The organism is Paenibacillus sp. (assembly GCF_048976745.1).
Lineage (GTDB): Bacteria > Bacillota > Bacilli > Paenibacillales > Paenibacillaceae > Paenibacillus.
This window is the reverse complement of the sequence record NZ_JBHGUU010000009.1, coordinates 445,413-471,114: the sequence shown is the minus strand read 5'-3', so window position 1 is coordinate 471,114 and position 25,702 is coordinate 445,413. Positions and strand designations below refer to the sequence as shown.

General features: G+C 47.7%; 24 protein-coding genes and 1 other annotated feature. Of the genes, 3 read left to right on the top strand and 21 right to left on the bottom strand.

What is annotated here, in order from left to right:
- Nucleotides 1-66 precede the first annotated feature (66 nt).
- The 3 genes from ACE3K2_RS17660 to ACE3K2_RS17650 form a co-directional block, all read right to left on the bottom strand.
- The gene (locus ACE3K2_RS17660; protein WP_421892874.1) at nt 67-2,874 is read right to left on the bottom strand and encodes a ComEC/Rec2 family competence protein; all 2,808 of its coding nucleotides are present in this window, start codon (nt 2,872-2,874) and stop codon (nt 67-69) included.
- 100 nt (nt 2,875-2,974) lie between these two features.
- Entirely contained in the window at nt 2,975-3,496 is a 522-nt protein-coding gene (locus ACE3K2_RS17655) for a deoxycytidylate deaminase (RefSeq protein WP_421892871.1), read from the bottom strand.
- Between the two features lie 39 nt (nt 3,497-3,535).
- Nucleotides 3,536-4,171, bottom strand: coding sequence for a ComEA family DNA-binding protein (locus tag ACE3K2_RS17650; protein WP_421892868.1), 636 nt, complete (start codon nt 4,169-4,171; stop codon nt 3,536-3,538).
- A gap of 186 nt (nt 4,172-4,357) precedes the next feature.
- Here ACE3K2_RS17650 and comER point away from each other — a divergent pair, with 186 nt between their 5' ends.
- Nucleotides 4,358-5,203: a late competence protein ComER gene (gene comER / locus ACE3K2_RS17645; protein WP_421892865.1), complete on the top strand. Its 846-nt coding sequence runs from the start codon at nt 4,358-4,360 to the stop codon at nt 5,201-5,203.
- Here the strand turns inward: comER and leuS are convergent.
- The 17 genes from leuS to spoVAC all read right to left on the bottom strand — a co-directional run bounded on the left by leuS (nt 5,184) and on the right by spoVAC (nt 22,418).
- Entirely contained in the window at nt 5,184-7,628 is a 2,445-nt protein-coding gene (leuS, locus tag ACE3K2_RS17640; RefSeq protein ID WP_421892862.1) for a leucine--tRNA ligase, read from the bottom strand. The two genes, comER and leuS, sit on opposite strands and share 20 nt — an antisense overlap.
- 78 nt (nt 7,629-7,706) lie before the next feature.
- Nucleotides 7,707-7,975: a binding site (T-box leader), on the bottom strand.
- Nucleotides 7,976-8,086: 111 nt separating this feature from the next.
- Nucleotides 8,087-9,043: a phosphotransferase family protein gene (locus ACE3K2_RS17635; RefSeq protein ID WP_421892859.1), complete on the bottom strand. Its 957-nt coding sequence runs from the start codon at nt 9,041-9,043 to the stop codon at nt 8,087-8,089.
- Nucleotides 9,044-9,260: 217 nt separating this feature from the next.
- Complete coding sequence (locus tag ACE3K2_RS17630) at nt 9,261-10,031, bottom strand: class I SAM-dependent DNA methyltransferase (RefSeq protein ID WP_421892856.1); 771 nt, start codon at nt 10,029-10,031, stop codon at nt 9,261-9,263.
- A gap of 130 nt (nt 10,032-10,161) precedes the next feature.
- On the bottom strand, nt 10,162-11,067 hold the full coding sequence (locus ACE3K2_RS17625; RefSeq protein WP_421892853.1) for a S1 RNA-binding domain-containing protein: 906 nt from the start codon (nt 11,065-11,067) through the stop codon (nt 10,162-10,164).
- Nucleotides 11,064-11,411 (bottom strand): ribosome silencing factor, encoded by a 348-nt coding sequence (gene rsfS / locus ACE3K2_RS17620; RefSeq protein WP_036615136.1) that lies wholly within the window; start codon nt 11,409-11,411, stop codon nt 11,064-11,066. The genes ACE3K2_RS17625 and rsfS overlap by 4 nt, the downstream gene beginning before the upstream one ends.
- Before the next feature lie 114 nt (nt 11,412-11,525).
- Complete coding sequence (yqeK, locus tag ACE3K2_RS17615; RefSeq protein WP_421892850.1) at nt 11,526-12,092, bottom strand: bis(5'-nucleosyl)-tetraphosphatase (symmetrical) YqeK; 567 nt, start codon at nt 12,090-12,092, stop codon at nt 11,526-11,528.
- Nucleotides 12,076-12,666 (bottom strand): nicotinate-nucleotide adenylyltransferase, encoded by a 591-nt coding sequence (locus ACE3K2_RS17610; RefSeq protein ID WP_074095918.1) that lies wholly within the window; start codon nt 12,664-12,666, stop codon nt 12,076-12,078. Before ACE3K2_RS17610 ends, yqeK begins: the two co-directional genes overlap by 17 nt.
- Nucleotides 12,667-12,681: 15 nt before the next feature.
- The gene (gene yhbY, locus ACE3K2_RS17605) at nt 12,682-12,975 is read right to left on the bottom strand and encodes a ribosome assembly RNA-binding protein YhbY (RefSeq protein ID WP_017687186.1); all 294 of its coding nucleotides are present in this window, start codon (nt 12,973-12,975) and stop codon (nt 12,682-12,684) included.
- A gap of 270 nt (nt 12,976-13,245) precedes the next feature.
- Nucleotides 13,246-14,115, bottom strand: coding sequence for a shikimate dehydrogenase (gene aroE / locus ACE3K2_RS17600; RefSeq protein ID WP_421892846.1), 870 nt, complete (start codon nt 14,113-14,115; stop codon nt 13,246-13,248).
- Nucleotides 14,116-14,159: 44 nt separating this feature from the next.
- The gene (yqeH, locus tag ACE3K2_RS17595) at nt 14,160-15,287 is read right to left on the bottom strand and encodes a ribosome biogenesis GTPase YqeH (RefSeq protein WP_340963484.1); all 1,128 of its coding nucleotides are present in this window, start codon (nt 15,285-15,287) and stop codon (nt 14,160-14,162) included.
- Nucleotides 15,284-15,811: a YqeG family HAD IIIA-type phosphatase gene (locus ACE3K2_RS17590; protein WP_036615148.1), complete on the bottom strand. Its 528-nt coding sequence runs from the start codon at nt 15,809-15,811 to the stop codon at nt 15,284-15,286. Before ACE3K2_RS17590 ends, yqeH begins: the two co-directional genes overlap by 4 nt.
- A gap of 110 nt (nt 15,812-15,921) precedes the next feature.
- Nucleotides 15,922-18,135, bottom strand: coding sequence for a DUF4129 domain-containing transglutaminase family protein (locus ACE3K2_RS17585; RefSeq protein ID WP_421892842.1), 2,214 nt, complete (start codon nt 18,133-18,135; stop codon nt 15,922-15,924).
- Nucleotides 18,132-19,379 carry a DUF58 domain-containing protein gene (locus ACE3K2_RS17580; protein WP_421892839.1) on the bottom strand — a complete coding sequence of 416 codons (1,248 nt, stop codon included), beginning with the start codon at nt 19,377-19,379 and terminating at the stop codon, nt 18,132-18,134. Before ACE3K2_RS17580 ends, ACE3K2_RS17585 begins: the two co-directional genes overlap by 4 nt.
- Nucleotides 19,380-19,382: 3 nt before the next feature.
- Nucleotides 19,383-20,339 (bottom strand): AAA family ATPase, encoded by a 957-nt coding sequence (locus tag ACE3K2_RS17575; RefSeq protein ID WP_036615157.1) that lies wholly within the window; start codon nt 20,337-20,339, stop codon nt 19,383-19,385.
- Nucleotides 20,340-20,545: 206 nt separating this feature from the next.
- A complete protein-coding gene (spoVAE, locus tag ACE3K2_RS17570; RefSeq protein ID WP_421892837.1) occupies nt 20,546-20,896 on the bottom strand; it encodes a stage V sporulation protein AE in 351 nt (116 codons plus the stop codon).
- Nucleotides 20,897-20,901: 5 nt separating this feature from the next.
- Nucleotides 20,902-21,918: a stage V sporulation protein AD gene (spoVAD, locus tag ACE3K2_RS17565; protein ID WP_421892834.1), complete on the bottom strand. Its 1,017-nt coding sequence runs from the start codon at nt 21,916-21,918 to the stop codon at nt 20,902-20,904.
- On the bottom strand, nt 21,915-22,418 hold the full coding sequence (spoVAC, locus tag ACE3K2_RS17560; RefSeq protein ID WP_421892832.1) for a stage V sporulation protein AC: 504 nt from the start codon (nt 22,416-22,418) through the stop codon (nt 21,915-21,917). The genes spoVAD and spoVAC overlap by 4 nt, the downstream gene beginning before the upstream one ends.
- Before the next feature lie 674 nt (nt 22,419-23,092).
- Here spoVAC and ACE3K2_RS17555 point away from each other — a divergent pair.
- Complete coding sequence (locus ACE3K2_RS17555; protein ID WP_421892829.1) at nt 23,093-24,166, top strand: M42 family metallopeptidase; 1,074 nt, start codon at nt 23,093-23,095, stop codon at nt 24,164-24,166.
- 182 nt (nt 24,167-24,348) lie between these two features.
- Nucleotides 24,349-24,672, top strand: a complete 324-nt coding sequence (locus ACE3K2_RS17550) for a hypothetical protein (RefSeq protein WP_074095924.1) — start codon at nt 24,349-24,351, stop codon at nt 24,670-24,672.
- Between the two features lie 234 nt (nt 24,673-24,906).
- Here the strand turns inward: ACE3K2_RS17550 and ACE3K2_RS17545 are convergent, their stop codons facing one another.
- Nucleotides 24,907-25,614, bottom strand: coding sequence for a metal-dependent hydrolase (locus ACE3K2_RS17545; RefSeq protein ID WP_421892825.1), 708 nt, complete (start codon nt 25,612-25,614; stop codon nt 24,907-24,909).
- Nucleotides 25,615-25,702: the final 88 nt, after the last annotated feature.

The following is a 25,702-nucleotide window of genomic DNA, read 5'->3' as shown; positions in this document are numbered from 1 at the left end:
CTCATACCGTCATATCCGTTTTTATAAACTCTTCAACCTGCTTACTATACAGCCTTGTCAAATCCATCACTCAACTCCAAACAACTTGTACCGGATATCAATCTTCCCATCCTTTACTCTAATCTGGACCTCACCCATCTGATCTGTCCGATAAATATCTGACCCGTTAGCTTCCAGACGTTCCATCACTCCCGGATTGGGATGCCCATATGTATTATTAACACCGGCAGATATCACGGCGGTTTTGGCGTTCCAGTATTGGAGCCAGGCTTCAGTTGACGACGTTTTACTACCATGATGAGCAACTTTTAACACGTCAATGGAGATAGATGCTGAAATATCATTTGAATTATCCTGCAACGGATGTGTAAGTACACGTTGTACAACTCCCTCTGTATCTCCAAAATCTGCTCCTTTCTGTTCAAACTGTGCAGCCAATGAGCCATCCTGAATCATATATAGCAGGTCCTGTTCGGACGCAGCATCCATATCGCCAGTAAACAACATGGATGTCCCAGCCATGTCCAGCAAAAAGACAACCGAATCATGATTCTGGTGTTCAGACACAGGCAAGCTGCCTGATGCTTTTATATTCATGTGTGCCAGATCTGGAGCTATAAAATGTAAACTGGTCTCTTTGTCAGCCTTATAGGACATCCCCTGCTGAATGGCGTAAAGAGGGATTTTTCGTTCCATGGCCGTATTCACTAACTTATCAAAGTTATCTTTACCACTGGTTGTGCCATTAAACATGAAACGTTTAACCGGGAGCTGTTCCAGCACAGCCTGTAGCCCCCCGGCATGATCCTGATCGGCATGTGTGACAATGACAGCGTCCAGTTGATGGATGCCTCTCTTTTTCAATAGAGGAACCACGACCTTCGCTCCGACCTCATACGGATCACGCCTTGTTTTCCATGATTGTTCGGTATTCCCAAAGCTCACCGTGCCTCCGCCATCCACCAAAATATGTTTGCCTTCCGGCGTTGTAATCAACGTGCTGTCCCCTTGTCCAATGTCCAAAAACTGCACCATACCAGCCCCAGCAGGCTGGGGAGTCTGATATGCCCACCACAATCCAGCCACAAAGCTGAGCGCGAGCAACCCGCACATCCATCGCTGAACTTTACTCATTCGTTCATGTGCATAATATCCTGCACCTCGTGTAGTAAATGCACTTGTATATTCCGGCCAGGCAATACTGGCTCCTAATGTCGTTAATGAAGTTTCTTTTCCATCTGCACGGTTCTTACCAGGTTGTCGCCTCACAAGAGGAGCCGTATCCTCCTCAATAAACGTTGTTTCTCGCTGCTCACCATTACCCCGATGCAATAGATAGAGTAAGGCATACAACACGGCATAATATGCAGCTATCCACAACAGGGAAGGTGTTGCCCAGATCAGCACAAAACCTGGCAGGCTGTTCATCCACTCCACGCTTACAAAAGTCAGCTGATTCAGTTGAATCGCAATCCATGCGAGAGGTTTCGCCAAGGGAACCCATATAAATGACAATAGCATCGCGACGGTCCCCAGAGGTAATACAATAGCGCTAATCAGAGAAACCAGCAGAAAGTTAGCCACAAATGAGAGCAATGAGAACTGGTTGAAATACAGAATGGTTACCGGGAACGAAATTAACTGAGCGGTCACTGTGACGGATGCTGTTGCAGCCAAAGATTTCGGCCAACTGCTGAACAGTCGGTTAATCAATGGCATGTAGATCATCAAACCTGCGGTCACAAGAAAGGATAACTGGAAGCTCACGCTTAATAAAAAGTACGGGTCCCACCACATCATCAGCAATGCTGCTGCACTGATCATCTGAAGACCGTCTCTGGCGAGGCCGCGACGTGCCATATACAAACCAATCATGGACATAATCCCTGCCCGAATGACTGAAGGTGAACCACCGGATAATAGTACATATGCAGGCACCAGGATCAGAACAATCGTGAGTGCCGTCTCTCTGGTAAGCCTTAGCCAGGATAGAATAAGGAGAAGAGAAGCTACATATACAGCCACATGGGTTCCGGAGATTGCCAGGATATGTGTTAGACCCAGTTGTGAAAACTGACCATAGGTGCCTGGATCGATATCGTTAGCCATTCCGATAATTAAACCCTTCATATATCCTGCATGAGGCTCAGGAAATAATTGCTCGACTGCTGAACCCAACGTATGTCTTGTCCAATCCGTCCACCGTAGCACGTTGAATTGTCCAAGCCCCTCCGAAGGCGTAGCTGTGACCGAATCGGCTCCCTTCACTTTGAACAACCAGTGGATATGGAGGGTTCGCAAATAACTGCGATAATCAAACCCGCCAAAGTTCCTCGCTTCGCCAGGAAGGGCAAAAGCACCATGAAGCGTGATTGCATCGCCCCTCTTCCAGCCCGCTGCTACCTGTTGTTCTTCTTGCTCCATCAGTCTGACTTGTACCATTAATTGTTCATCTATTTGGAATGCAGATGATGCTGCCTGATCTCTATCTGCTGACGAAGCCAATGTGGGCAATACGGAAGACATCTGTATCTTAAAGTCAGCCCGATCTCCATCAACACGTACATCTGATACAAGCTCACCCTGAATTTCTGCAGCCATACCGTCCATCTCATCAGCAGCAATATGGATGGTCTCGGGCAGTCGGCTATGATTACGTACGTCATTCCATTCCCAATGTGCAGCACCTCCAATAAAGGCAGTGAGCAAAAACAAAATGGACCATCCACGCACATCTATGAAACGAAGTAGAAGTGGCATCCACGCCAGCGCTCCAATCATCCCCCAGATTAACGTCCAGCCTGTTAACGCGCATGCCATCCCGCTACCACATAACCAGCAAATTGTAAAACTTAACAACGGTCTGCCTTTCATTTGTCCCCTCCTTCCTGTCACCCTGGAACGCAGAAAAACCCCCGGGAAGCCAATTCAGGCTTGCCGGAGGTTCTCCCTCGCATATTCGACCATATTTAGATTAATTGCTCACAGTCATCATCGTTTCCCGCGGCGGCTGGTAGTTCTCCAGCTTGCGGAATGTTATGCCCTTCTGTTCCATCATATTCGTAACCTTGCCGGTATCTTTAGGATAAGAACGATGAAAGACGATTTCTGTAATCCCGCTATTCGCCAGCATATTGGCACATGTCCAGCAAGGTTCGTCAGTCACATACACGGACGAGCCTTCGCGGTCGATTCGATCTGTGAATAAAAGCAAATTTTGCTCCGCATGGATTGTGCGAATGCAGCGTTGCTTCTTCACCATGTCTTCTTTCCCATCGGTCACGACCAACTCATACTCTTCCGATATCATGCACCCTGCTTCCGAACAATCCGGAACACCGGTGGGTGCACCATTATAGGCTGTTCCCAGCAGTTTTTTTCCTTGAACAAGAACGGCACCTACGTGACGACGCGAACAACGGGAACGGGTGGAAACCATATACGCGATGTCCATAAAATACGTATCCCAATCCTTGCGTACCTCTACTGCACTCATGCTGCTTTCCTCCCGCTCAACACATTTTTTATTCTCATATTACCGGATTTGCACATAGGGCGCCATCTTCTCCAGCATCTTCATGCCGATTCCTTTGACCTTTGTCAGATCACTAACTTTGGCAAAAGGACCATGTGCATTCCGATAGTCCACGATGGCCTGAGCTTTCTTTTCTCCGATTCCGGGAAGCTCCGTAAGCTTGGAGACAGGTGCCGTATTGACATCAATCTTGCCACTGTCGGCAGGTTCTTCACGAACTACAGATGAATTACTGCTTGAACCTGTCTCCGAGTTGACCGAAGGATTCGAATTCGCACCCTGCACAACCGGTTCAGTCGAAGGTGCAATATCCGATGGATTATCGTTTGTCTGATTTGGAGTTTGAACTCCCGAATCACCTTCAACCCCGACGCTCACAAGCTCTTTAGACTTATCTGCCTTTGCATCAATCCCAGTCTGCATCCTACTTGCATCCGTTCCCGAAGAAGTTCCTGTATTGCCCAGAACCGAAGTAGCCGACTGTACAGCAGGAAGTTCCTGCTCTATCGTCGGCTTCTCGGTGCCGAGCTGCAAGGGTTCCCAGCCACTAGGTGGTTGTTCACTTTTGCCCGACCATAATATAAGTATACTTCCAACCACCGCAGCAGCAATGGTCATTCCTTTGTTCCATCTCATTTCTTCCACACCTCTCCCTGAATTCAAAATCATTCATTTCGAACACGGGCGGTGCTTCCGAACCGTTGAACTTCCCTGATGAAACAAGTTGTGTATTTTTCATGTCATGTGAAACAGGTCCTCACGCATAGAATAGAGGGAATGAACTGCGCCAGTACCGTAAAGCATGAAAGGAGGCCTGAAACAATGAAGGTTGGATTTATCGGAACCGGCAGCATGGGCAGCCTGCTGATCTATGCCCTGATCCAATCGGGTGCACTCGAACCGCGGCAGATCGCCGCCAGTAATCGAACCCCGTCCAAAGTACGGCAGTTATCCCTCCGTTACCCCGGTCTGCATGAATCCCAGAGCAATCGGGAAACGGTGATCCGAAGTAATATCATCTTCCTGTGCGTGAAGCCGCTTGAATTCAAACATGTCATTGACGACATCCTGCCTGTCGTGAATCCCAATCATATAATTGTCTCGATCACCAGTCCCGTGCAACTGCGCCATCTGGAATCTTCACTTCCTTGCAAAGTCTCCAAGGTTATTCCCAGCGTCACACACCAGGTTGGCAGCGGCGCGTCCCTGTGTATACACGGCGAACGAATGACCAGTGAGGACCGCGCTGTCTTGGAAAGTCTGCTTAGTCATATAGGCAGGCCATTCCAAGTGGATGAAGCCTGTACACGAATTACATCCGACTTCTCCAGCTGCGGACCTGCATTTATATCGTTCTTTTTGGAACAGTGGATCGAAAGCGCAGTGAAGCTGACAGGCATCAAAAGGGCAGATGCCTGTGCCCTGGCTGGCGAAATGCTCTTGGGAACAGGCAAGCTGCTCACCGAAGGAGGATACACACCGCAAGAGCTTCAGGCTCGTGTGGCTGTACCTGGCGGTATTACCGCTCAGGCACTTGCACTGCTGAAGGTTAGCCTCGACGGTGTTTTCGACAGCCTGATCCACACGACACATGACAAATATGATGAAGATTTGTTAAAGCTGGATGAACTATTCCGAGCCGGCGAGATTAACCGGCAACAATATTAACAAGTTTGCCTGGAACGGCAATGACCTTGCGAATGGTCTTGCCTTCCAGCGCCTGCTTGACAGGTGCCAGCTCCATCGTGAAGTCCTGCATCCCCTGTGCATCCAGATCCTTCGCGATCGTAGCACGAGTTACGATTTTGCCGTTTACCTGAACAACGATTTCTACTTCCGCATCCACTGTCATGGACTCATCATATTCAGGCCAAGCCACGTAAGAGATTCCACCTTCATGACCCAAACGGCTCCACAGTTCTTCCGCCATATGCGGTGCCAGTGGTGACAACAGCTGCACAAAGTTCTCCATCGCTTCACGAGGCAGCGTATCGGCTTTGTATGCATCGTTGATGAAGATCATCAGCTGACTGATGGATGTGTTAAAGCGCAGATGTTCCAGATCTTCCGTAACTTTTTTGATCGTTTTGTGAGCAGTCCGCTTGAACTCGTCCGTTCCACCATCCACCGTAATCTTGTCATTGATGGCTCCTGTGTCTTCGTTAATGAAGAGACGCCATACTCGTGACAGGAAGCGGTGCATGCCTTCAACCCCGTTTGCATTCCACGGTTTTGTTGCTTCCAATGGTCCCATGAACATCTCGTAAAGACGTAATGTGTCTGCACCGAATTCATTTACGATTTCATCCGGGTTAATGACATTACCACGGGATTTACTCATTTTCTCATTGTTGGTACCCAGGATCATACCTTGATTCACCAGTTTGTGGAAAGGTTCTTTGGTTTCCACAACACCCAGATCATACAACACTTTGTGCCAGAAACGAGCGTACAGCAAGTGAAGCACCGCGTGCTCTGCTCCGCCAATGTACAGATCCACCGGCAGCCACTGCTGCTGTTTATCCTTGGAGATCAATTCCTTGTCATTGTGTGGATCGATAAAGCGCAGGTAATACCAGCAGCTACCTGCCCATTGTGGCATGGTGTTGGTTTCACGACGTGCCTTCATTCCCGTTTCCGGATCTACCGTATTCACCCACTCCGTAACATTCGCCAGTGGTGATTCTCCGGTACCCGAAGGTTTGATCTGGTCGATATCAGGCAGCAGCAGTGGAAGTTGATCTTCAGGTACGGTCTTCATCGTTCCGTCTTCCAGATGCAGAATCGGGATTGGCTCACCCCAGTAGCGCTGACGGCTGAACAGCCAATCACGCAGACGGTAAGTTACTTTCCCTTGCCCCTTACCGTTCTCTTCCAGCCAAGCAATCATCTTGGCAACCGCTTCTTCATTGTTCAGTCCGTTCAGGAAATCGGAATTCACATGCGCGCCATCACCGGAATATGCCTCTTGTGTAACGTCTCCACCTTGAATAACCTCGATGATATCCAGACCAAACTGCTTCGCAAATTCCCAGTCACGTGCATCATGACCCGGAACAGCCATAACCGCACCTGTACCGTAACCTGCAAGAACGTAATCAGCAATCCAGATCGGCAGTTTTGCACCATTAACGGGATTGATTGCATAAGCGCCAGTGAATACACCTGTTTTGTCTTTGGCCAGATCCGTACGTTCCAGATCACTCTTACGAGAAGCCTGCTCCTGATAAGCCTGAATCGCTTCACGTTGATCTTCGGTTGTAATTACTTCTACCAATTCATGTTCCGGAGCAAGTACTGCAAAGCTCGCACCGAACAATGTGTCCGCACGGGTAGTGAACACCTTGATAACTTCCTCGCGACCTTCAATGGCAAATACCACTTCCGCACCTGTCGATTTACCGATCCAGTTACGTTGCATATCTTTGATGCTTTCAGACCAATCCAGCTCTTCCAGGTCTTCCAACAGACGCTCTGCATACTCGGTAATTCTCAGGACCCACTGACGCATCGGTTTACGTACTACCGGATGTCCACCACGTTCACTCTTACCATCAATAACCTCTTCATTAGCCAGTACCGTTCCAAGTGCTTCGCACCAGTTCACTGCGACTTCATCCACATAAGCGAGGCCCTTATTGTACAGCTGGATAAAGATCCATTGTGTCCATTTGTAGTACTCAGGGTCCGTTGTACTGATCTCACGATCCCAGTCATAGGAGAACCCGAGCGATTTGATCTGGCGACGGAAATTGTCAATATTACGGAATGTAATATCTCGTGGATGTTCACCTGTATCCAGTGCATGCTGCTCAGCAGGCAGACCGAAAGCGTCCCAACCCATGGGGTGTAATACGTTGTAACCGCGCATACGCTTGTAACGGGAAACGATATCCGTTGCCGTATATCCTTCCGGGTGACCTACGTGCAGACCTGAACCGGATGGATACGGGAACATATCCAGTGCATAAAATTTCGGTTTGGCAGGGTCCTCACCCGTTTTAAACGTTTTATTAACATCCCAGTATTGCTGCCAACTTTTTTCCATGACTTGTGGCTGATAGCCGTGTTTTGGCTGGTTATTCTCACTCATCTATTGTTCCTCCTTCAGGTTATTCGTTTTAGCTTTAATTGCAACAAAAAAACCTCAGCATCCCGTAGCGTTTGCAGCGCTAGGGACGAGAGGTTGAATTCCCGTGGTACCACCCTAGTTAGCGGACGAACGTGCTTCGTCATCCACTCCCTTTGGACCTGTAACGGCGGTTAACCGATGCGGATTTCCATTCCTGATCCAAGCTTTATACCAGCAAGTTAAACAGAATGGTGTAATCACCGCATTTCTCCAAGGCGAGTTCGCAAATTACTGTCAACCGGCTTGCACCAACCGCCGGCTCTCTGTTATGAACAGGAATTACTACTAATCCTTATCATCGAAATATGTATACAATATAGCGACCATTATATAAAAAAACAAGCCTAAAGTCAATATTACACATTATAATCGCCATCTTGAAGTATACGGCCCGAACCATTCATAACGCTGGTTGCTGTTCAGATTAAACGAAATCGCTCAAGACCTTCCTCCAGATTATGAATGGTCCAATTCACATGTTCCTGATGATCATATTGACGATAAGCGCACTCTATGCGCAGCACCAGATCAAAGTACAAGTCATACAGACTTCTTCTTTTCAGCTCACTTTCAGTCGTAATCGCATGCCCATACCCTTTCACAAAACCAGGTGTATAGTTAAAATGACTAAAATAATGCTCCATCAGAGGGTCTGCCCACAGTGAACGTTCAAAATCAATCATCGCTGTAATGCGACCTTTGTCGACTAGAACATTGCCATCCCACAGATCCCAACTGACAAGAACAGGTTGTTTTACATCGTCCAGCACATCCGATTTTTCATCAATCAAACGTCTCAATTCTGGGTAATCCATCGAAAATGTAATCCCTGCCTCTTCCCCATCCGCAAGAATGTCATCCATCAGATTCATAAATGCTTCTTTCCATGTGGAATAACGCTTTTTTTGCTCCGAGAAATATCCAAACTTCTCGCCCTTGATTTCATTGATTCGACGATTATAACGCCCCAGTTGGTGTTCTATGGCTTCCTGCTCTTCCGCGGAATACTGATCCTTGACCTGATTATAGGGTGTTCCGGACATGTACTCCATGATGAAATAACGCGCTGGAGCTAAGATTAACGAATCATCATAAGCCAGCACTTGAGGAACGGGAACGTTCTGCAACTCGCTGATGAGACGCAGTGCCTCAACCTCGGCAATCATGAGATCCTGTTCACAGCGCATCAGATTGGTCGAAGCCGACGGGGCTATTTTGAGTACCACTCGCTGTGCATCATTCAGTGTAATAAGATATGCATGATTGGCCCAGCCATCCACCATTTCCTTGTAGTCTCGTATACTTGCAGATAGATGCTGCTCGATTATGGCATTCAGTTGTTCTGACGTAAGTCTTGTTTTATATGTACTTTCCACTTCTCCACCTCACTTCAACTATTGATCTCTCAGAAAACGCTTTCTATCCGATTATTATCGCCTCCTTTACTTTAACTGGCAATACTTTTTGTCATCCCCATAATTTTTCCTAACATTTTTGCCCGATTACAGAACATGTCCATCCTTCTTTATGGAAAATTAAACAAAAAAACTGCCCTTATGTACCAAGCATAAGGACAGTTTACATGAGTCGTTCTTATTTCAAAGCAACGTAGAACAAGCGCTGTGCGCTGTCTCCAGCCTCATTCCATTCAAAATCCGCATATACTTTCACATCTCTAAAACCTGCCTTGGATAACTCCAGCTTCATCCAGTCCGGGTTATATGCACGCTGGACATGAACTTCTTCAAACCGCTGGTATATATCCTTGCGACCATCATCCACACGCGAAAAAATACTGAGATGATGCTCAATCTCACAACGATCCTGGTCCAGATCACAAGTCCAAATATAAGATACGGAGCGCTCATCCAGTACAAAAGGCTGCTCTTCATCATAACGGATAAGGGTATTGGGATGATGCACATCAAACAAAAACGTTCCATCAGGCTTCAACATCTCATATGTCCGCTGGAATGTTCGAACAACATCTTCTTGTTCAAGCAGATAATTGACGCAATCACAAAAAGATATTACCGAATCCACAGGTTCCGGAACTCGCCAGTCTCGCATATCCTGCTGCACCCAACGTACGCTGCCTTCCCGATACAAGCGATGACCCTGAGGCGTAGCCTCCATCTTGCTGCGTGCAACAGACAGCATATCTGCTGAGAGGTCAATGCCTGTAACTTCGAAACCGGAGTTCACGAGCGGGATCGTAATGGAGCCCGTTCCACAGCCAAGTTCAGCGACACTTTTGGGCATTCCATGCTTTTCCCATGCTGTTCTTGCAAACCTTATCCAGTCCGGATAAGGCATATCTTCCATTAATTCATCATAGACATAGGCAAATTTCCGGTAAGACATGTCAGGCACCGCACTTTCAATTTCATTTTCCAATCCTGATCTAACAAAGTAAAAAGCAGGGGTGTCCGGTATTTACCCAGCCTAGCCCTGCCTTCTCCGAGTTTCATATTACGAATATTCAATCAAAAAATTACTTGTTTTCACTTTGATCCGCAGGAGCAGATTCGGACAGATACGTCCAGCTTTCCTTTTGAACCACCAGTCCGTCTTTCATCAATTTGCCCAAGGCACGCTTGAAAGCAGATTTACTGATGCCAAAGCGCTGCTTGATGATATCCGGTGGAGTTGCATCCGAATAAGGCATGCCACCCATAGGACGTTCTTTCATAAAGGCGAGCAGCATGTCTGCATCTTCGTTACGTCCAACTTGTTTGAGTTGAGTCATAGCCAGATTCACACGTCCGTCTTCACGTACCAGGGTCACCCGACATTTCACTTTCTCACCAAGGCGCAGCATATGACTGCGTTCAGATGAATGAATCATACCAATCGCGCCAAAGCCCAGTACACCACCCTCTACCAGTACAAAAGTACCCATCTGCAGTGGCTTGTATACCGTCGCTTCAACCCACTCGTTTAACCATGAAGTTGGGGCATGGAATGACAAGGGTGAAAGTTCACGTTCCCCGGCCAATTTGGCACGCAGACGTCCCTGCTTGTCATGTTCCATAATTACAAAGACTTCATCCCCCACTTGAGGACGCAGTTCTTCCAGTTCAGGCAATTCACGAATAGGAAGCAGCAATTGCCGTCCAAGTCCCATTTCCAGGAAACAGCCCAGTCGTGGATGAACATCAGCCACAACCAGTCGTGCCATTTCGCCAAGCATGAGATAAGGCTTCTTCATCGTTACGGCCAGACGATCTTCCGTATCAAAGAATACAAATACCTCAAGCGTCTCGCCAATCTTAATATCGCGCGTTAACTCGGTGTAGTGAAGCAATACATCTTCCGATCCTGTCGTCAAAAAGAAACCAAACGGAGACACTTCACGTGACACCGGTAAAGAGACGACTGTTCCAGCAATCAAACTCATACCGTTTCCACCACTTTGGCATCAGACCATAAACGTTCAATATTGTAGTATTCACGCTCGTCGCGGTGGAAGATATGAACAACAACATCGCCCATGTCCATCAGTACCCAACGCGCGGAATCCATACCTTCGATACCTTTGATCGTCGCTCCGGCTGCATGAGCCTGTTTGCGAATTTCAGTGGCAATGGCCTGTACCTGTGTATCGGAATTCCCGTGACAGATAACAAAATAGTCCGCCACCAGGGAAACATTAATCAGATCCAACGCTACAATATTGGATGCCTTTTTGTCGTCAGCGGCAGCAACCGCCATATTCATAAGTTCTTTCGATGATACTGTCATGAACCAACCTCCATAATCTATAATTGTGTGTTCAAAAAAATCAGTTTTCATCTTCGATGCTGATGATGCCGCTAGGCATCCTTCGTAATCAAAAGTGGACTTTTTGAACAACCTCTATAATTGAGCAATCAAGTCATTGCGCGACAACACGGTTAAAGGATAAATCACACGGCGCTGCGAGATCAGCAAGCTGATCGTTGAGTCGAATCCGGCAATTAATCCTTCCTCCAGACTATGCTCAGCCTGTTCGCGAATGTGATCCACTCCCGGGAAATCTCGCCCCGGTTCAATATAATCGGCAAGACATACCACTTTGTCCAGCAAGCTCATGCCGACCCGACCCGAGGTGTGCCACCGAATGGCATGAATCACTTCGGAATCTTCTACACCGTAATCACGCTTGGCTACAAAAGCACCGACTTCCGAATGCCAGAGCTGTTTGTCATGCTGCAAAAGTTCCTGGTTTAATCCGTTATCGCGGATGACCGCTTCCATCTCTGCTACGGGCCAGTACTTCGCCACGTCATGCAATATCGCTGCCAGATCCGCTTTTACAGGATCAGCACCGTATTTTTCAGCCAACATCACTGCCGACTCCATCACACCAAGTGTATGCTTCCAGCGTTTTTCAGGCATTTGCCCGGATACGGCTTGTATTAGTTTCTCACGGCTTAGTCCCATATAAACCGCTCCTTACAATGTATTGGTGCACCTCATCAGGAATCATGAAGCGTACCGAATGACCTTTGGCAAGACGTCTGCGTACGGCTGTTGATGAAATATCCACCAAGGGCATCTCGGCCAGCAAGACCCGATCCTGTAACTCGTCTGGTAGATCATCCAGATGTAACTGGAAACCCGGCCGACCAACCCCGATAAAGGTTAGGCGTTCGGCAAGTTCTTCAATCTGCTCCCATTTGGGAAGATAGTTCACCATATCCGCCCCGATAATGAAATAAAATTCATGTTCCGGATGGCGCCGCCACAGTTCCTTCATCGTATCGATTGTATAAGACACTCCGCCAAGTTCCATCTCGATACCCAGCACCTCATATTGCTGCACACCCTTCACAGCCGCTTCCGTCATATCGAGACGTTGCTGTCCCGAAGCTCCGGCTCCACGTTTGTGAGGTGGAACATGGGAAGGCATGAACCAGATCTCATCCAGTGCATGCGAATCCCTTGCCGCTTCAGCTGCCAGGAGGTGTCCCATGTGGATCGGATCAAACGTACCACCCATGATGCCGATCTTCACCCGCGTCACGCTCCCTTATCTAGGTAATTCGATTTGTTTGTTATCGCGAGATTCTTTGTACAGAATGATGGTGTTACCGATGAGTTGTACAAGCTCACTTCCCGTTTCACGGGCAACTTCTTCCGCCATCTCTTTTCTGTCCTCGTCATTGTTGTTGAGCACTTGCACTTTCATCAATTCGCGCTTCTCAATCGCATCTTCGATGTGACGGAACAGGTGTTCATTCGTTCCACCTTTACCAATCTGAAATACAGGGGTCAGGTGATGTGCCTGTGACCGCAAAAAGCGCTTTTGTTTACCGTTTAACATGAATACTCCATACTCCTTATGTTGAGCAGGCCCTGATCGACAGTGTTAAAGACAGTCTGGACCTGACCATTCAATTATTATTTTTCAATGGTGAAAATGATCACTGAGTACACAAGGTGACTCCCATTGCAGTACCATCTTCCGATCGCTGTTATCCCCAGATTTTTCTGATCCCTTTTCACAAAGGGAAAATCCGGTGATAAAGGCGACCACTCCGTTTCTTCAGATTGGTTCTGCACTCGTCGTCTGCCTGTACTCTTAATATCATTTTCACACTTCAAAACTGTTCAGTACTGCTCGTCTCATCGTCTCCACAGGAGCCGGAATACCGAGCCAATGTTCAAAGGCCACTGCGCCCTGGTATACAAACATACCCAAACCACCGTGAACCGTACATCCGCGCATCCGTGACTCCCGAAGCAGACGGGTCTCCAGCGGATTGTAGATCAGATCACTTACCGCTGCTCCTTCACGAATCAATGAAGGGTCAACCGGCACGTCATCAACATGCGGATGCATTCCAGCAGACGTTGTGTTAATCACGATATCAGCCGTAGCCAGTACTGTTGCAACATCTTCCATGCCACTGCCCGAGATTTCTCCCAGACCATGGCCCCGTAAATCCGAAGCAAGTGCAATAGCTCTGTCCGTTGTACGGTTCAGAATATGGATCTGTTCAGGCTTCTCCAGTGCAAGTGCGTATATGACGCCTCTCGCTGCTCCACCTGCTCCCAGTACAACAATACGTTTGCCCGCAAGCTCAGGCACCGCCTCTTCCTTCAGGGATCGGACATAGCCAATACCATCTGTATTGTACCCTGTCAGTGTTCCACCTTCATTAACGATGGTATTCACCGCACCAATCAGGCGAGCACTTTCATCGATCACATCCAGATACTGCATGACCTTCTCTTTGTGCGGGATGGTGACATTGACTCCTCGATAGCCAAGTGCCACAATTCCCCGAATTGCCGATTCCAGTTGATCTGGATGAACATGCAGTGGCATATACATGCCATTCACTCCAGCAGCCAGCAGAGCCGCATTGTGCATTGCCGGAGACTTGGAGTGAGCAATAGGATCGCCCATGACACCAAGCAACACAGGAAGTGAAGGGTTGAACTTTTTCTGCTCAGACATAGGTCCGCCTCCGATCCATCTGATGTACAGGTTCTGAGAATTGATTAGATTAAGGATGGACGGATTTGTACACGAATGCCTTTTGGAACATGAACAGCAACCAGCGCTCCAATATCACCATTTACTTTAATCCAGCCCAAACCAGAGATGAATACATCCGATTGACTGCCGCGTTTGATGCGGAATTCATGTCTGGTCCATTCACCCATCTCTGCTGCATTCTCACGGGTTGGCGGAGATAATAATTCTCCCAGGTGGTCGCGGTACAGGTCATCTGCACGCTCAAGCTTCGTCCGGTGAATATCAAGCGCCGTGCTGATAAAACAAGTGAACGACTGGCGATCACCTTCCACAAAGTCGAATCGAGCCATGCCGCCGAAGAACAGCGTCTGACCGGAATTCAACTGATACACAGCCGGTTTAAGCGGTTTTTCCGGCATGATGGCAGCGAGATCCTTACGTGAAACAATCTCACTGAAACGCCATGGATATACGATTCCGGGCGTATCAATAATATATTTCCCATCATCCAGCGGAATGTTCACCATATCCAGTGTGGTTCCCGGATAACGGGATGTGGTCAGTTCCTGCTCCAGATCGCTGTAATCACGGATCAGACGGTTAATCAGTGTGGATTTACCCACATTGGTTCCACCAACCACATACACGTCACGATCTTCGCGATACGTTCCCACAAGCTCAAGCAGTCGGTCGAAGCCCTGATTTTGCTTCGCACTGCACAAGACGACATCCACTGTTCTCAAACCTTGTTCTTTGGCTTGCTTCTGCACCCAGTTGCGAACCTTGTTCCAGTTGGTTACTTTTGGGAGCAAGTCCGTTTTGTTCACGGCAAGTAATACCGGATTGTTACCCACAAAACGTTGCAGACCGGAAATAATACTGCCATCAAAGTCAAACAAATCAACGATATGGATGACAAGTGCATCCTTATCCCCGATTTTGCTAAGCAGAGCCAGGAATTCGTCCTGATCCACCGTAACGGATGATGACTCATTGTAGTTTTTGATGCGGAAACAGCGCTGGCATATAACCGGTTCACGATCCAGTGCTTTCTCGGGGATAAACCCTGGTAATTCCGAATTTTCTGTTTGCAGATGCACGCCGCATCCGCTGCACCTTACGGCAAGATTGCCGTTATGCGGTTCTGTCATTTCTTCTTTTCCTCCTCAAGCCATAAGCCTTTCCTGCGTAAACTCGTTAGAGCAATCCGTTCCACGCGTCGATTAAAGCGGGTCATAAATCCTTCGTCGCCAATGGAGATTGGCAGTACCAGAACGGTATATAACCCCATTCGGTTCCCTCCATAGACGTCCGTAAGCATCTGATCGCCGACTACAATCGTGTTTTCAGGAGATAGCTCCATCATTTTCATTGCTCTACGAAACGGTACATTCGATGGTTTGCGTGCACTATGCACAAACTGGATATCCAGCGGGGTCGCAAACAGGGATACACGATTCAAATTGTTATTGGACACAATCATCAGCTTGAAACCTGCCTCTTTTACACGCGCAAACCATTCAATCAGTTCAGGCGTAGCATCAGGGGCTTTGGCTCCAACGAGTGTGTTATCCAGATCAGTTATAATTCCACGGTAGCCTTGAGCGTACAGCTCTTCCAGATTAATGTCAAAAACCGTGTCTACACGCAGCTTGGGCATTAACATTTTAAACAAAGAAGTCACCTCAGTTTCATACGACACACTATATCACAAATCCGTCTTTCCTGAAAATGCATACAGCGCCTGATGGCATAGGAAAAAAGGAAAAACGGGACGGGCAACAACTATGCCCGTTCCGCTTTCAGTTCCTTCCGCAGCTTCAAGGCAGTCTGATAGACAGCCTTCCAGTCGTCGGCTTTTACGGACGCCGGACTGTAACGAGTCTGTTCAAACTTCGTGAGAAGCTCATGTAATGTCGCTTCTGCAGCAGGTTTTGCCTGGCTCCAGCGGGCTACCGATTCACGAAGTGTCTCGTCTCCGCTCCGTGTCAGTCCTTTGCGTTTTACATAATGAATCCAACGTTCGGTCTCCGCCACCACCTTCTGTTCAGGGGTGAGCGGTCCACCTGTCCGCAGACGAAGCAGGAAGAATCGCATGGAGAAGCGATTACGCCAGAACATATATGCTACCCACAATACAATGATGGCTCCTGCAGCCCAGATGACAAAAGTTGGGATGACAGACGATGTCTGCTCAGGTGCAGGTGTCTGCTCTTCCTCTTGTACCGGCTCCTCTTCTGGCTGTTCTTCTGGCTCATCAACAGGCTGTACATCAGGCTGTTCCGTGAGCAGCGGCATATCAAAGCCCGGTGTTGCTTCAACAGGAATCCAGCCATACTCACCAAAGTAGACCTCTGCCCAGGAGTGTGCATCTGCATTGGTAACGGTGTAGGTTGTCTCAATCTCCGCGCCAGGTTGACGCGGAGCCTGCATGTCCGAATTCAGGGACAATTGTCCAGGCGCATAACCTTTAACCCACCTTGCAGGAATGCCCTCCGAGCGCGCCATCATCACCAGCGCAGTGGAGAAGTAGTCACAGTAGCCTTCCATAATATCAAACAGGAAACCTTCCACAAAGTCACTGCTTACTTTTCGAGATAAATCCGGATTGTTCGTGTATTCAAAATTAGTTTGTAAATAGTTTTGCAGTAATGCCACTTTTTCATACGGCGTATTAGCAGATGCCGTTATCTCGGCTGCCAGATTCGAAACCCGGTCAGGGAAACGGGAGGGTAACTGCAAGTACATATCATCTGCCGGATTACTGTTATACAGATCTTCAAATGTCTTTGTACGAAGCTCATCTTCCACAATCACAGGAGCTTCAGATACGATGGTGTACGTTTTGGGATACTGTGGTTGCTGACGGTCTGTCACCACATGCAGTTCAGCCTGTTCAGCATTCCACAACATCCGCTCCGTTCTGTCCTCACCATTAATCGAACTCACTTCCGAGATCGAATAAGCACCAAAAAGAATGGGATAGACATTGTCATTCAGCATCGTGACGTTCTGAATCACTTGTTTGGTATTCACATTGCCGGATTCAGCGTTCTCGAGAGGCTGTCCAGCTTGAACATTTTCTGTCGCACCCCGTCCACGGTCATCCCAGCCTGTGCCTGTATACTCTGCACGCGTCTCACCGCGCCAGTAACTACGCTCATTGGTCGTGACCGACATGACAGGGGTATAGTCGAAGTTGAATCCTCCACCAAGTTGATTGTCTTCCCTGCTGTATCCCGATTCGGTAGCTGCCGGAATATCAAGGTTTCCGTTACCAGCCTGACTTGCGGAAGTCCCGGTATAGTTACGCCACGCTGTGTACGGGTCCGTCAAGGTGGGTGGAATCTCCGGCATATTAACGCTGGCTACAATAATCAAAGAAAAGATAATGGCAATATTGGACAGAACTTTATAAGGATAACGGATGATTCGTTTCCAACCTTGTGGATACTGTAGCTGATAATTACGGAAATGCTGGCATACGAGCCATCCCATCCCCGCAAACATCACCCAGGCGATTTCAATCCAGAGTGGAATCTGGGTGAAAGAATCGAGAATCCCCATCGAAATGATGTTGACTCCCAGAAAAACAAGAATGCGACGTGTTGTGGTCACGAGTCGAAGCGCAGCTTCAAGCATCACCCATGCACACAAGGAGAACCAGATGTACGGCGTCATATGCAATATGAATTGCTCCGCTCGATCTGTTAAAGAGCCATAAGGGATGTACACCGTATAATCAATCAGCGTTTTATGCAAAATGTAACCAACAACGACCGCCTTGATCATCGCGCGATATATCGTTTTGAAGGGCAGAATGACCTCCAACACACTGACCGCTGCAAGTGTCCATAACACCAGAGAAGTGGTCTCCGTGTACCACGATTCCTGCGTAAATGAAATCCACTGCATTCCAATGAGGAAAATCCAGAGCAATGACGCTGCATGATACCATGATCGTTTGCCTGCAATACTTTCATTTCCTTTTGTATTCATACAGAACCTCCCCCCATCACCGTTGGAAGCTCCTGCAAGTGAGAAACCGTGAATGACCTCGTACCTCTTCCACGCAACATGGCATTCCACTCCGCACTCCGGCGGGATTCACTGGTATCGATCAGAATATGACATGGAGTCATGCCCCGTGTATCGGCCCAGCGCAACAGTTCCATTATTTTTTCATCCTTCTGGGGAGAAATCACGACAAAGTAAGCTCCCTGAGGCAGTTGACGTGCGATTCTTTCCACGCCGGGCAACAGATGGGTATCCTGACCGTTATATTGAATATCCACCAGATGATGCATCATCTTCTGTCGTTCCATTAGACTTTCACTGGGGGCCATGAAGGATGTCTGGTCGGACAAGGTCAACAATCCCATCCCCATTCGTTCCCTGACACCATACTCCAGCAGAGAGGCAGCCGTGGACACGGCAATTTCGAATGCATCCCCATGTTCATAACTTGATGCAAGTGCATCCAGAACCAGAATGGTTTTGGGCACAGACTCATGTTCAAACTCCTTGGACTTCCAGTTCCCTGTTTTTGCCGTTGCATTCCAGTGGATGCGGGAAAGTCGATCTCCGTATACGTAATCACGTACACCATTGATCTGAGTGGTCTCTCTCCGTGAACGGGTTAACGCCGTCTGAGGACCGGATAACCGTGATTTGCGGTCGTAGAGCTGCCAATATGGAATAAATACCGTTCTTGGCAGTACACGAAACTCACCTTTGGCTTTAAACTTACCTCGATGTTCAATCAGTCCAAATATGTCCTCACTGGCACATTCCGTTTCTGAGAAAACATACTTTCCCCGCTCAAGTGGCGGTGTCTGGAATGATAACTCGCCATTACCTCGCATATTGGGGATCAAACTTTCCTTAAACGACCACGATTCTCCATTATGACGATGCAGCATTTCACGTACAACCACATAGGGAAGCGGGAGGAATCCCGGAATAGTCAGACTCAGCTGTACTTGAACCTGGTCACCCGCATGCAGCAATTCTTCGTGGTCTGGACCAGAAGATAACTTACGCACTCCTTGAGCACGTCTTACTCCGCTAAATCCAGCAATGGCAAGATACACACAGAGCAGGGTCACCATCGACAGCAGCATAAGGGATGTCTTCCCGCCCTGAAACAAAACATAAGCCAGACAGCACATCCACACCATTGCGATGCTCCATACGCGTGGGTGGCGCAGCCCTCTATTGACTGTTCTCAAAAGCGGCTTCATGAACTATTGCCCCATGGAGACGGGCACGCGTACTTGCTGGAGTACGGCATTCAAAACGGCCTCGGAACTCATACTGTCCAGTCTCGATTCGGGTCGAAGCACAATACGATGAGAGATCACATAAGGGGCCATCGTTTTCACATCATCCGGAAGCACATAATCACGTTCCTGCAAGAAAGCAAAGGCCTTCACGGCCATCATGAACGATATGGCTGCCCGTGGGCTGGCACCCAGCAATACAGATGGGTGGGAGCGAGTTTGACGTACAACATCCAACAGGTAGTCCATGACCGGATCACCGATAAAGACTTCCTTAATCTCCTGCTGGATTGCCGAGATCTGGTCCATATGGGTAACGGATTCAAGGCGATCCACAGGCTGACCAAGCTGATGCTGCTTTAACAGGATTTTCTCAATTTCCTTATCGGGATAACCGAGACTTATTTTCAACATAAACCGGTCGAGTTGTGCTTCAGGTAAAGTATACGTACCTTCAAAATCAATTGGATTCTGAGTTGCACAAAGCATGAACGGATGTGGCAGATCATACGTATCGCCATCAACGGTTACGCTACGCTCCTCCATGACTTCGAGCAGAGCCGACTGGGTTTTTGTGGTGGCCCGGTTAATCTCATCAGCCAGCAAAATGTTGGTCATAACGGGACCTGGCCGGAAATAAAAACGCTCATCCTTCGGATGGAACACGGATACACCCGTAATATCACTAGGTAAAATATCAGGATTGCATTGAATGCGTCGGTACTCACCACGCATGGATTTCGACAGTGCCTTAATTAACTGTGTTTTCCCTGTTCCTGGTACGTCTTCAATCAGAACGTGCCCGCCTGCAAGCAAAGCTGTAAGTAAAAGTTGAATTTCAAAGGATTTCCCCATTATGCAGGATTCCAGATTTGAACGAACTGCAGATATGATTTGGATCGACTCTTTGCGCACAGGCATGTGGTCTAACCTCCTAAAAAAGCATACAGATTTCCTTTTATTGTACATGATCCACGGGCGTGAGTACACTCGAAGGAACTCACAATTTGTTTCCAGCCCGTCAGATTCACCGCAGTTCTCGCATGAATACGACAAAAAAGGCCCGGATAAAAGTTATCCGGCGCCTCTGCTGAATCCACTATGTTCAATGGCTTTGCCATATCATGTTATCCTTTTGGCCGTACCACCAGTGCTGCAAGAAAAGAAAAGATGATCGCTGACGAGATTCCCGCCGCTGTCAGATCAAAAATCCCGGTAATAACTCCAATCCATCCCTCTTTCTCAAGTTCAGTCAATGCCCCATGGACCAAAGAGTTACCGAAACTTGTGATGGGCACAGAAGCACCTGCTCCTGCAAACTTGACCAACGGATCATAGAGACCGAGTGCATCAGCAACCGCCCCTGCCACAACTAGTGCACTCATGGTATGTGCCGGCGTCAGTTTGACACCATCCATTAGAAGCTGTCCTACAACACAGATTAAACCGCCAACGATAAATGCCCACAAAAACTGCATTCCATTTATCCCTCCTTTTCTATAGCTACGGCATGTGCAATACAGGGAATACTTTCTCCCTGCTGATACGAGAGCGGAGACAAGAGGGCTCCAGTAGCAACAACGAGCACCCGTTTGAGATCTCCCTTCTGCATCCGATTCAAAATGTGACCGTAGGTTACCGTAGCAGAACACCCGCAGCCACTCCCCCCGGCAACAACATAAGGCTGTTTCTCCCGATCATAGATCATCAGGCCGCAGTCATTAAATACCGTCTGTTCCATGGGAATGCCTTCTTTTTGCAGAAGTTCTTTCGTAATGGGCAGACCAACGGAAGCCAGATCCCCGGTCACAATGAGATCATAATAGCCTGGTTCCAATCCCGTATCCCTGAAATGAGAGATTATAGTGTCGGCTGCTGCTGGCGCCATGGCTGAACCCATATTAAAGGGATCTTTGATGCCCAAATCCATGATTCGCCCAATAGTGGCTTTGGTAACTACAGGACCATCACCCGTACGGGACACCACACCACACCCTGAACCCGTAACGGTATATTGGGCATAAGGCGGCTTCTGGGAGCCATATTCGGTCGGATAGCGAAATTGTTTCTCAACCGTACAATTGTGGCTAACCGTTCCTGCAAGGACATAATCGCCAGCTCCGGAGTCAACAATCATGGACGCTAGCGCTAATGTTTCCATGGAAGTAGAACAGGCTCCAAAAACACCCAAGTAAGGCACGCCCAGTTTTCGCGCCGAAAAGGAACTGCTGATAATCTGATTCATCAAATCTCCGCCAACAAAAAATTGAAGCTCTTCCTTGGTGATATTTGCATTAACCAAAGCCAGTTGGGAGGCCTGTTCGAGCAGTTTACGTTCTCCCTTTTCCCACGTTTTCTCGCCAATCTCGAGATTGTCATAAACATAATCAAAATCAGATGACAGTGGACCCTCGCCTTCTTCTGGTCCTACAACTGCTGCTTTACCGATAATTCGCGGACGATTTTCAAACTGCCACGTTTGACGACCCAATCGCTTCATAGGTGCCCACCTCCAAATCCCAAAAAGGCGTAAACGATCCCTACGACAAATGCTGCCACGACACCAAACACGATAACGGAACCAGCAAGTTTAAACATGTTGGCCCCAACACCGAGCACAAGTCCTTCCGCACGATGTTCCAGTGCAGCTGAACACATGGAATTGGCAAATCCGGTAACCGGCACAGCAGTTCCTGCGCCTGCCCATTGAGCCATTTTATCGTAAACGCCGAGACAAGTTAGAATAACCGATATAAGAATCATGACCGCCACCGTAGGATTGGAAGCTTCCTTCGATGTCATGTCAAAACCGGCCATAAAAGCCTCTTGAATGGCCTGTCCAATCAAACAGACGGTACCCCCAACCAGAAATGCCTTGAGGCAATTTTTCAGGATTGGACGAGGCGGCTCATGTTTTTTTGCAACTTTTTTGTACTCCTTTTCATCCATGGACAGGGACGATGATTTTTTTTCGCTTCCGGATGCAGATTGAGCTGGCAAGATACAAGACCTCCTCTATGTGAAAAAGTTTAAAGCTACGGCTGAATGCCAATGTGTGTAATCCTGTATTCATTGTTTGTTAATAATCGGCAGGTTATGTATCCGGCGACAAACAGTATATGTTTCCAATCAGATCATGTTGTGGAAGCAGGATGCGAATACGCCGGATCTGGGGACTTTTAGCTACGTTCTATAAATAAAGAAGAACAATCACGAGCAAGATAAAAAGAACGATAAACAGTACTTTTTCCGTGCCCTCTTCTGGAGGCTTCATATGATATTTAGCTCCTTCCTGTGTGAAGACAAGGAAATATTGGGTATAAAACACTTCACAAAATGATGACATCTCCTCTGTATATTCATATTCATTGAAGCAGCATTAGGACTGCGGCTGCAGCGGATAATGTAATGAAACATGGATGAGGCAAGCTCCCAAAACATGCCTTAAATACGTGACATAAACATGGACAATCACTTGCGCAAGGTTCATACTGTAATGTGACCAGTGGTTAAATAACAAGTCCTCAGCATTTTAAAGTGAATATTTAAAAAGTCTGGTTTTGCATGATTCGTAATCAAAAGTGGACTTTTTGAACTACATTCTAAAAGGACAACAGGCGGGTAGCCGTTCTACTGTGACCTGAAATACATACCAACAGAGGAGTTGTTGACACATGAATGAAAAAACGATGGATATGTTTCGCACATTGACGGAGTTCCCCTCCGCTTCCGGTTTTGAACGCGAGCTTCGCGGCTGGATGAAAGACCAGCTTTCCGCTTATACCGATGAGTTCGTCCAAGATCGACTGGGAAGTCTATTTGCTGTATTGCGCGGGGAGGAATCCGGTCCTAAAGTGATGGTAGCCGGACACTTTGACGAAGTTGGTTTCATGACTACGGGCATTACCGAAACCGGTATGATCAAATTCCGTCCACTGGGTGGATGGTGGAGTCAGGCTGTACTTTCTCAACGCTTGCAAATCATCACACCTGATCGCCGAATTACCGGAGTTGTAGGGTCTACACCTACACACTTGCTGGACGAGTCCCAGCGGAACAAACCAGTTGATTTGAATTCCATGTATCTCGATATTGGAGCAGACAACCGTGCGGAAGCAGAATCATGGGGCATTCATCCAGGGATGCAGATCGTGCCAATCTGTGAATTCACGCCGATGGCCAACCCGAAAAAAATCATGGCCAAAGCGTGGGATAATCGTTACGGCGTAGGACTTGCACTTGAACTGGTTGAAGCGCTACATAAGGAAAAACTGCCTAATACGCTTTATGCTGGTGCAACGGTTCAGGAAGAACTGGGGCTTCGTGGTGCACGTACGGCGGCCAATCTGATTCAGCCGGATATCTTCTTTGCACTTGACTGTAGCGCGGCGAATGATATGACAGGTGACAAGCAGTCATTTGGACATATCGGAGAAGGAGCATTGCTTCGTATATTTGACCCGGGTATGTTCACTCATCGCGGAATGGTGGAGTATGTTCAAGATACAGCTTCATCCAACCAGATCAAAATGCAGTATTTCATCTCACCAGGTGGTACCGATGCGGGTCAAGTTCACCTGAGCGGCATTGGTGTACCATCAACAGTTATTGGTATCTGCGCACGTTATATCCACACGTCTTCTTCCATCATTCATACGGATGACTACGATGCGGCCAAAGAACTGATTGTGAAACTGGTCAAAGGTCTTGATCGGACAACGATGAATACCATTATTAATAACGCGTAGTTTCGCTAAACGGAAATTCCTTAAATAGGATGTACCTGAAAGAGATGTCCCGTCAGACCGGGATGTCTCTTTTTTGGGTTTATTCAACTAGATTAATAGGTCGAACGTTATGGAGAACGCACACATAAGATATACGATCATGGAAGATCAATAACCAAACACCAACCAGTGGGGGACCTGTTATGGCAGTGGGAAGGAACGGAAAATCAAATAAAGGTTCTAACAAAAAACCAAACGCTGCTAATACCCTCCTTAATGGAAGCCTTAAAGGGAAAAATCTCGAACTGATTGTAGCAGCGCTATTGGTGAGCGGAAAGTTGAGAGTGGATGCCGTCACGTTGTTTCGTGAGGCTACATTGGTTGTAGAATTGGTTGGTCAATATAAAACACTTCAAAAGGTCACACCCTCCAATTCAGATAAACTGGTACAATTCCTGGATGAAACTGGCGGCGATATGACGCTTAATGATGTTATACAGGCATTTCAACAGAGAATTAATTCTTAATGGTCAAGAAATGAGGTGGATGTCATGTCCGAATTTGACGGAATCGGATTTGCCGAGCTGTTAATTGTGCTTATTCTGGTTGTTTTATTTGCATTTGGCTCTACAGATATCGATACGCTCACAGGCTCACCAACTTCAACCTGATTGAGCTGCAAGTCTTAACCATATGTAGAATACCGGTAATGATGAATACGTAAAAATGCCAGTCCGATTCACCGGACTGGCATTTGGTCTTTACAGAAATAATGGCGAGAACGCAAACCACGCCAAAATGAGTGTGAGCACAATGCAGACATTCTCCACAACGGCTCCATGCTTGGTTCCTGTGCTCATCAGATTGGCTCGTATGCGGAACTTAAACGGCGGTAACGGACGAATGCCCCGATTGGTTAATGAATCGGCCAACAGGTGCATCGCATACGCCGTACCTCCCGCTACCCAGATTTCCGGTCCCTGCTGCTGGGTCGTGCTGTAGAGTAAACCAGCCCATACCGCAGTTCCATACAAGGTATGTGTTAATCCCCTATGAGTTAGCGTGGTGCACAGCATAAGCAGGCTGCCTGCAATCAGATTCCACGGTGCAAATGCATGACCGTAGAACACGAGACCGAGTCCAATGGCAAACATCAACACTTTGCGAAGTGAACGCGAAGGCAGGAATGACACGAGCGCAATAAGGATTGCAAGCAACAGGTTCCATGGTTTGGCATGAACATAAAAGTACACAAATACAGCTGTGGGCAACAGAATCGTCTGTAACAGCCTGATCAGACTGTTAGGCAAGGCTCTCGATACAAGCAGCGAATTCGGCTCATCGATGTCAGGCAATAACGAACCAATGAGAGCAACTGTAACTGCCGGCGCAGTCACCGGCATACCAGCCAACTGCAGAACAGAAAGCGACACGCCTGTCCCGATAATGAGGTGGGATCTTCCCATCATGATGCAAAAACGTCCTTTCGAAGAAATCGGGAACAATACGGCCCAGTTCCGATTTTACAATGAAAACAAAATAAGAACAATAGTTCGC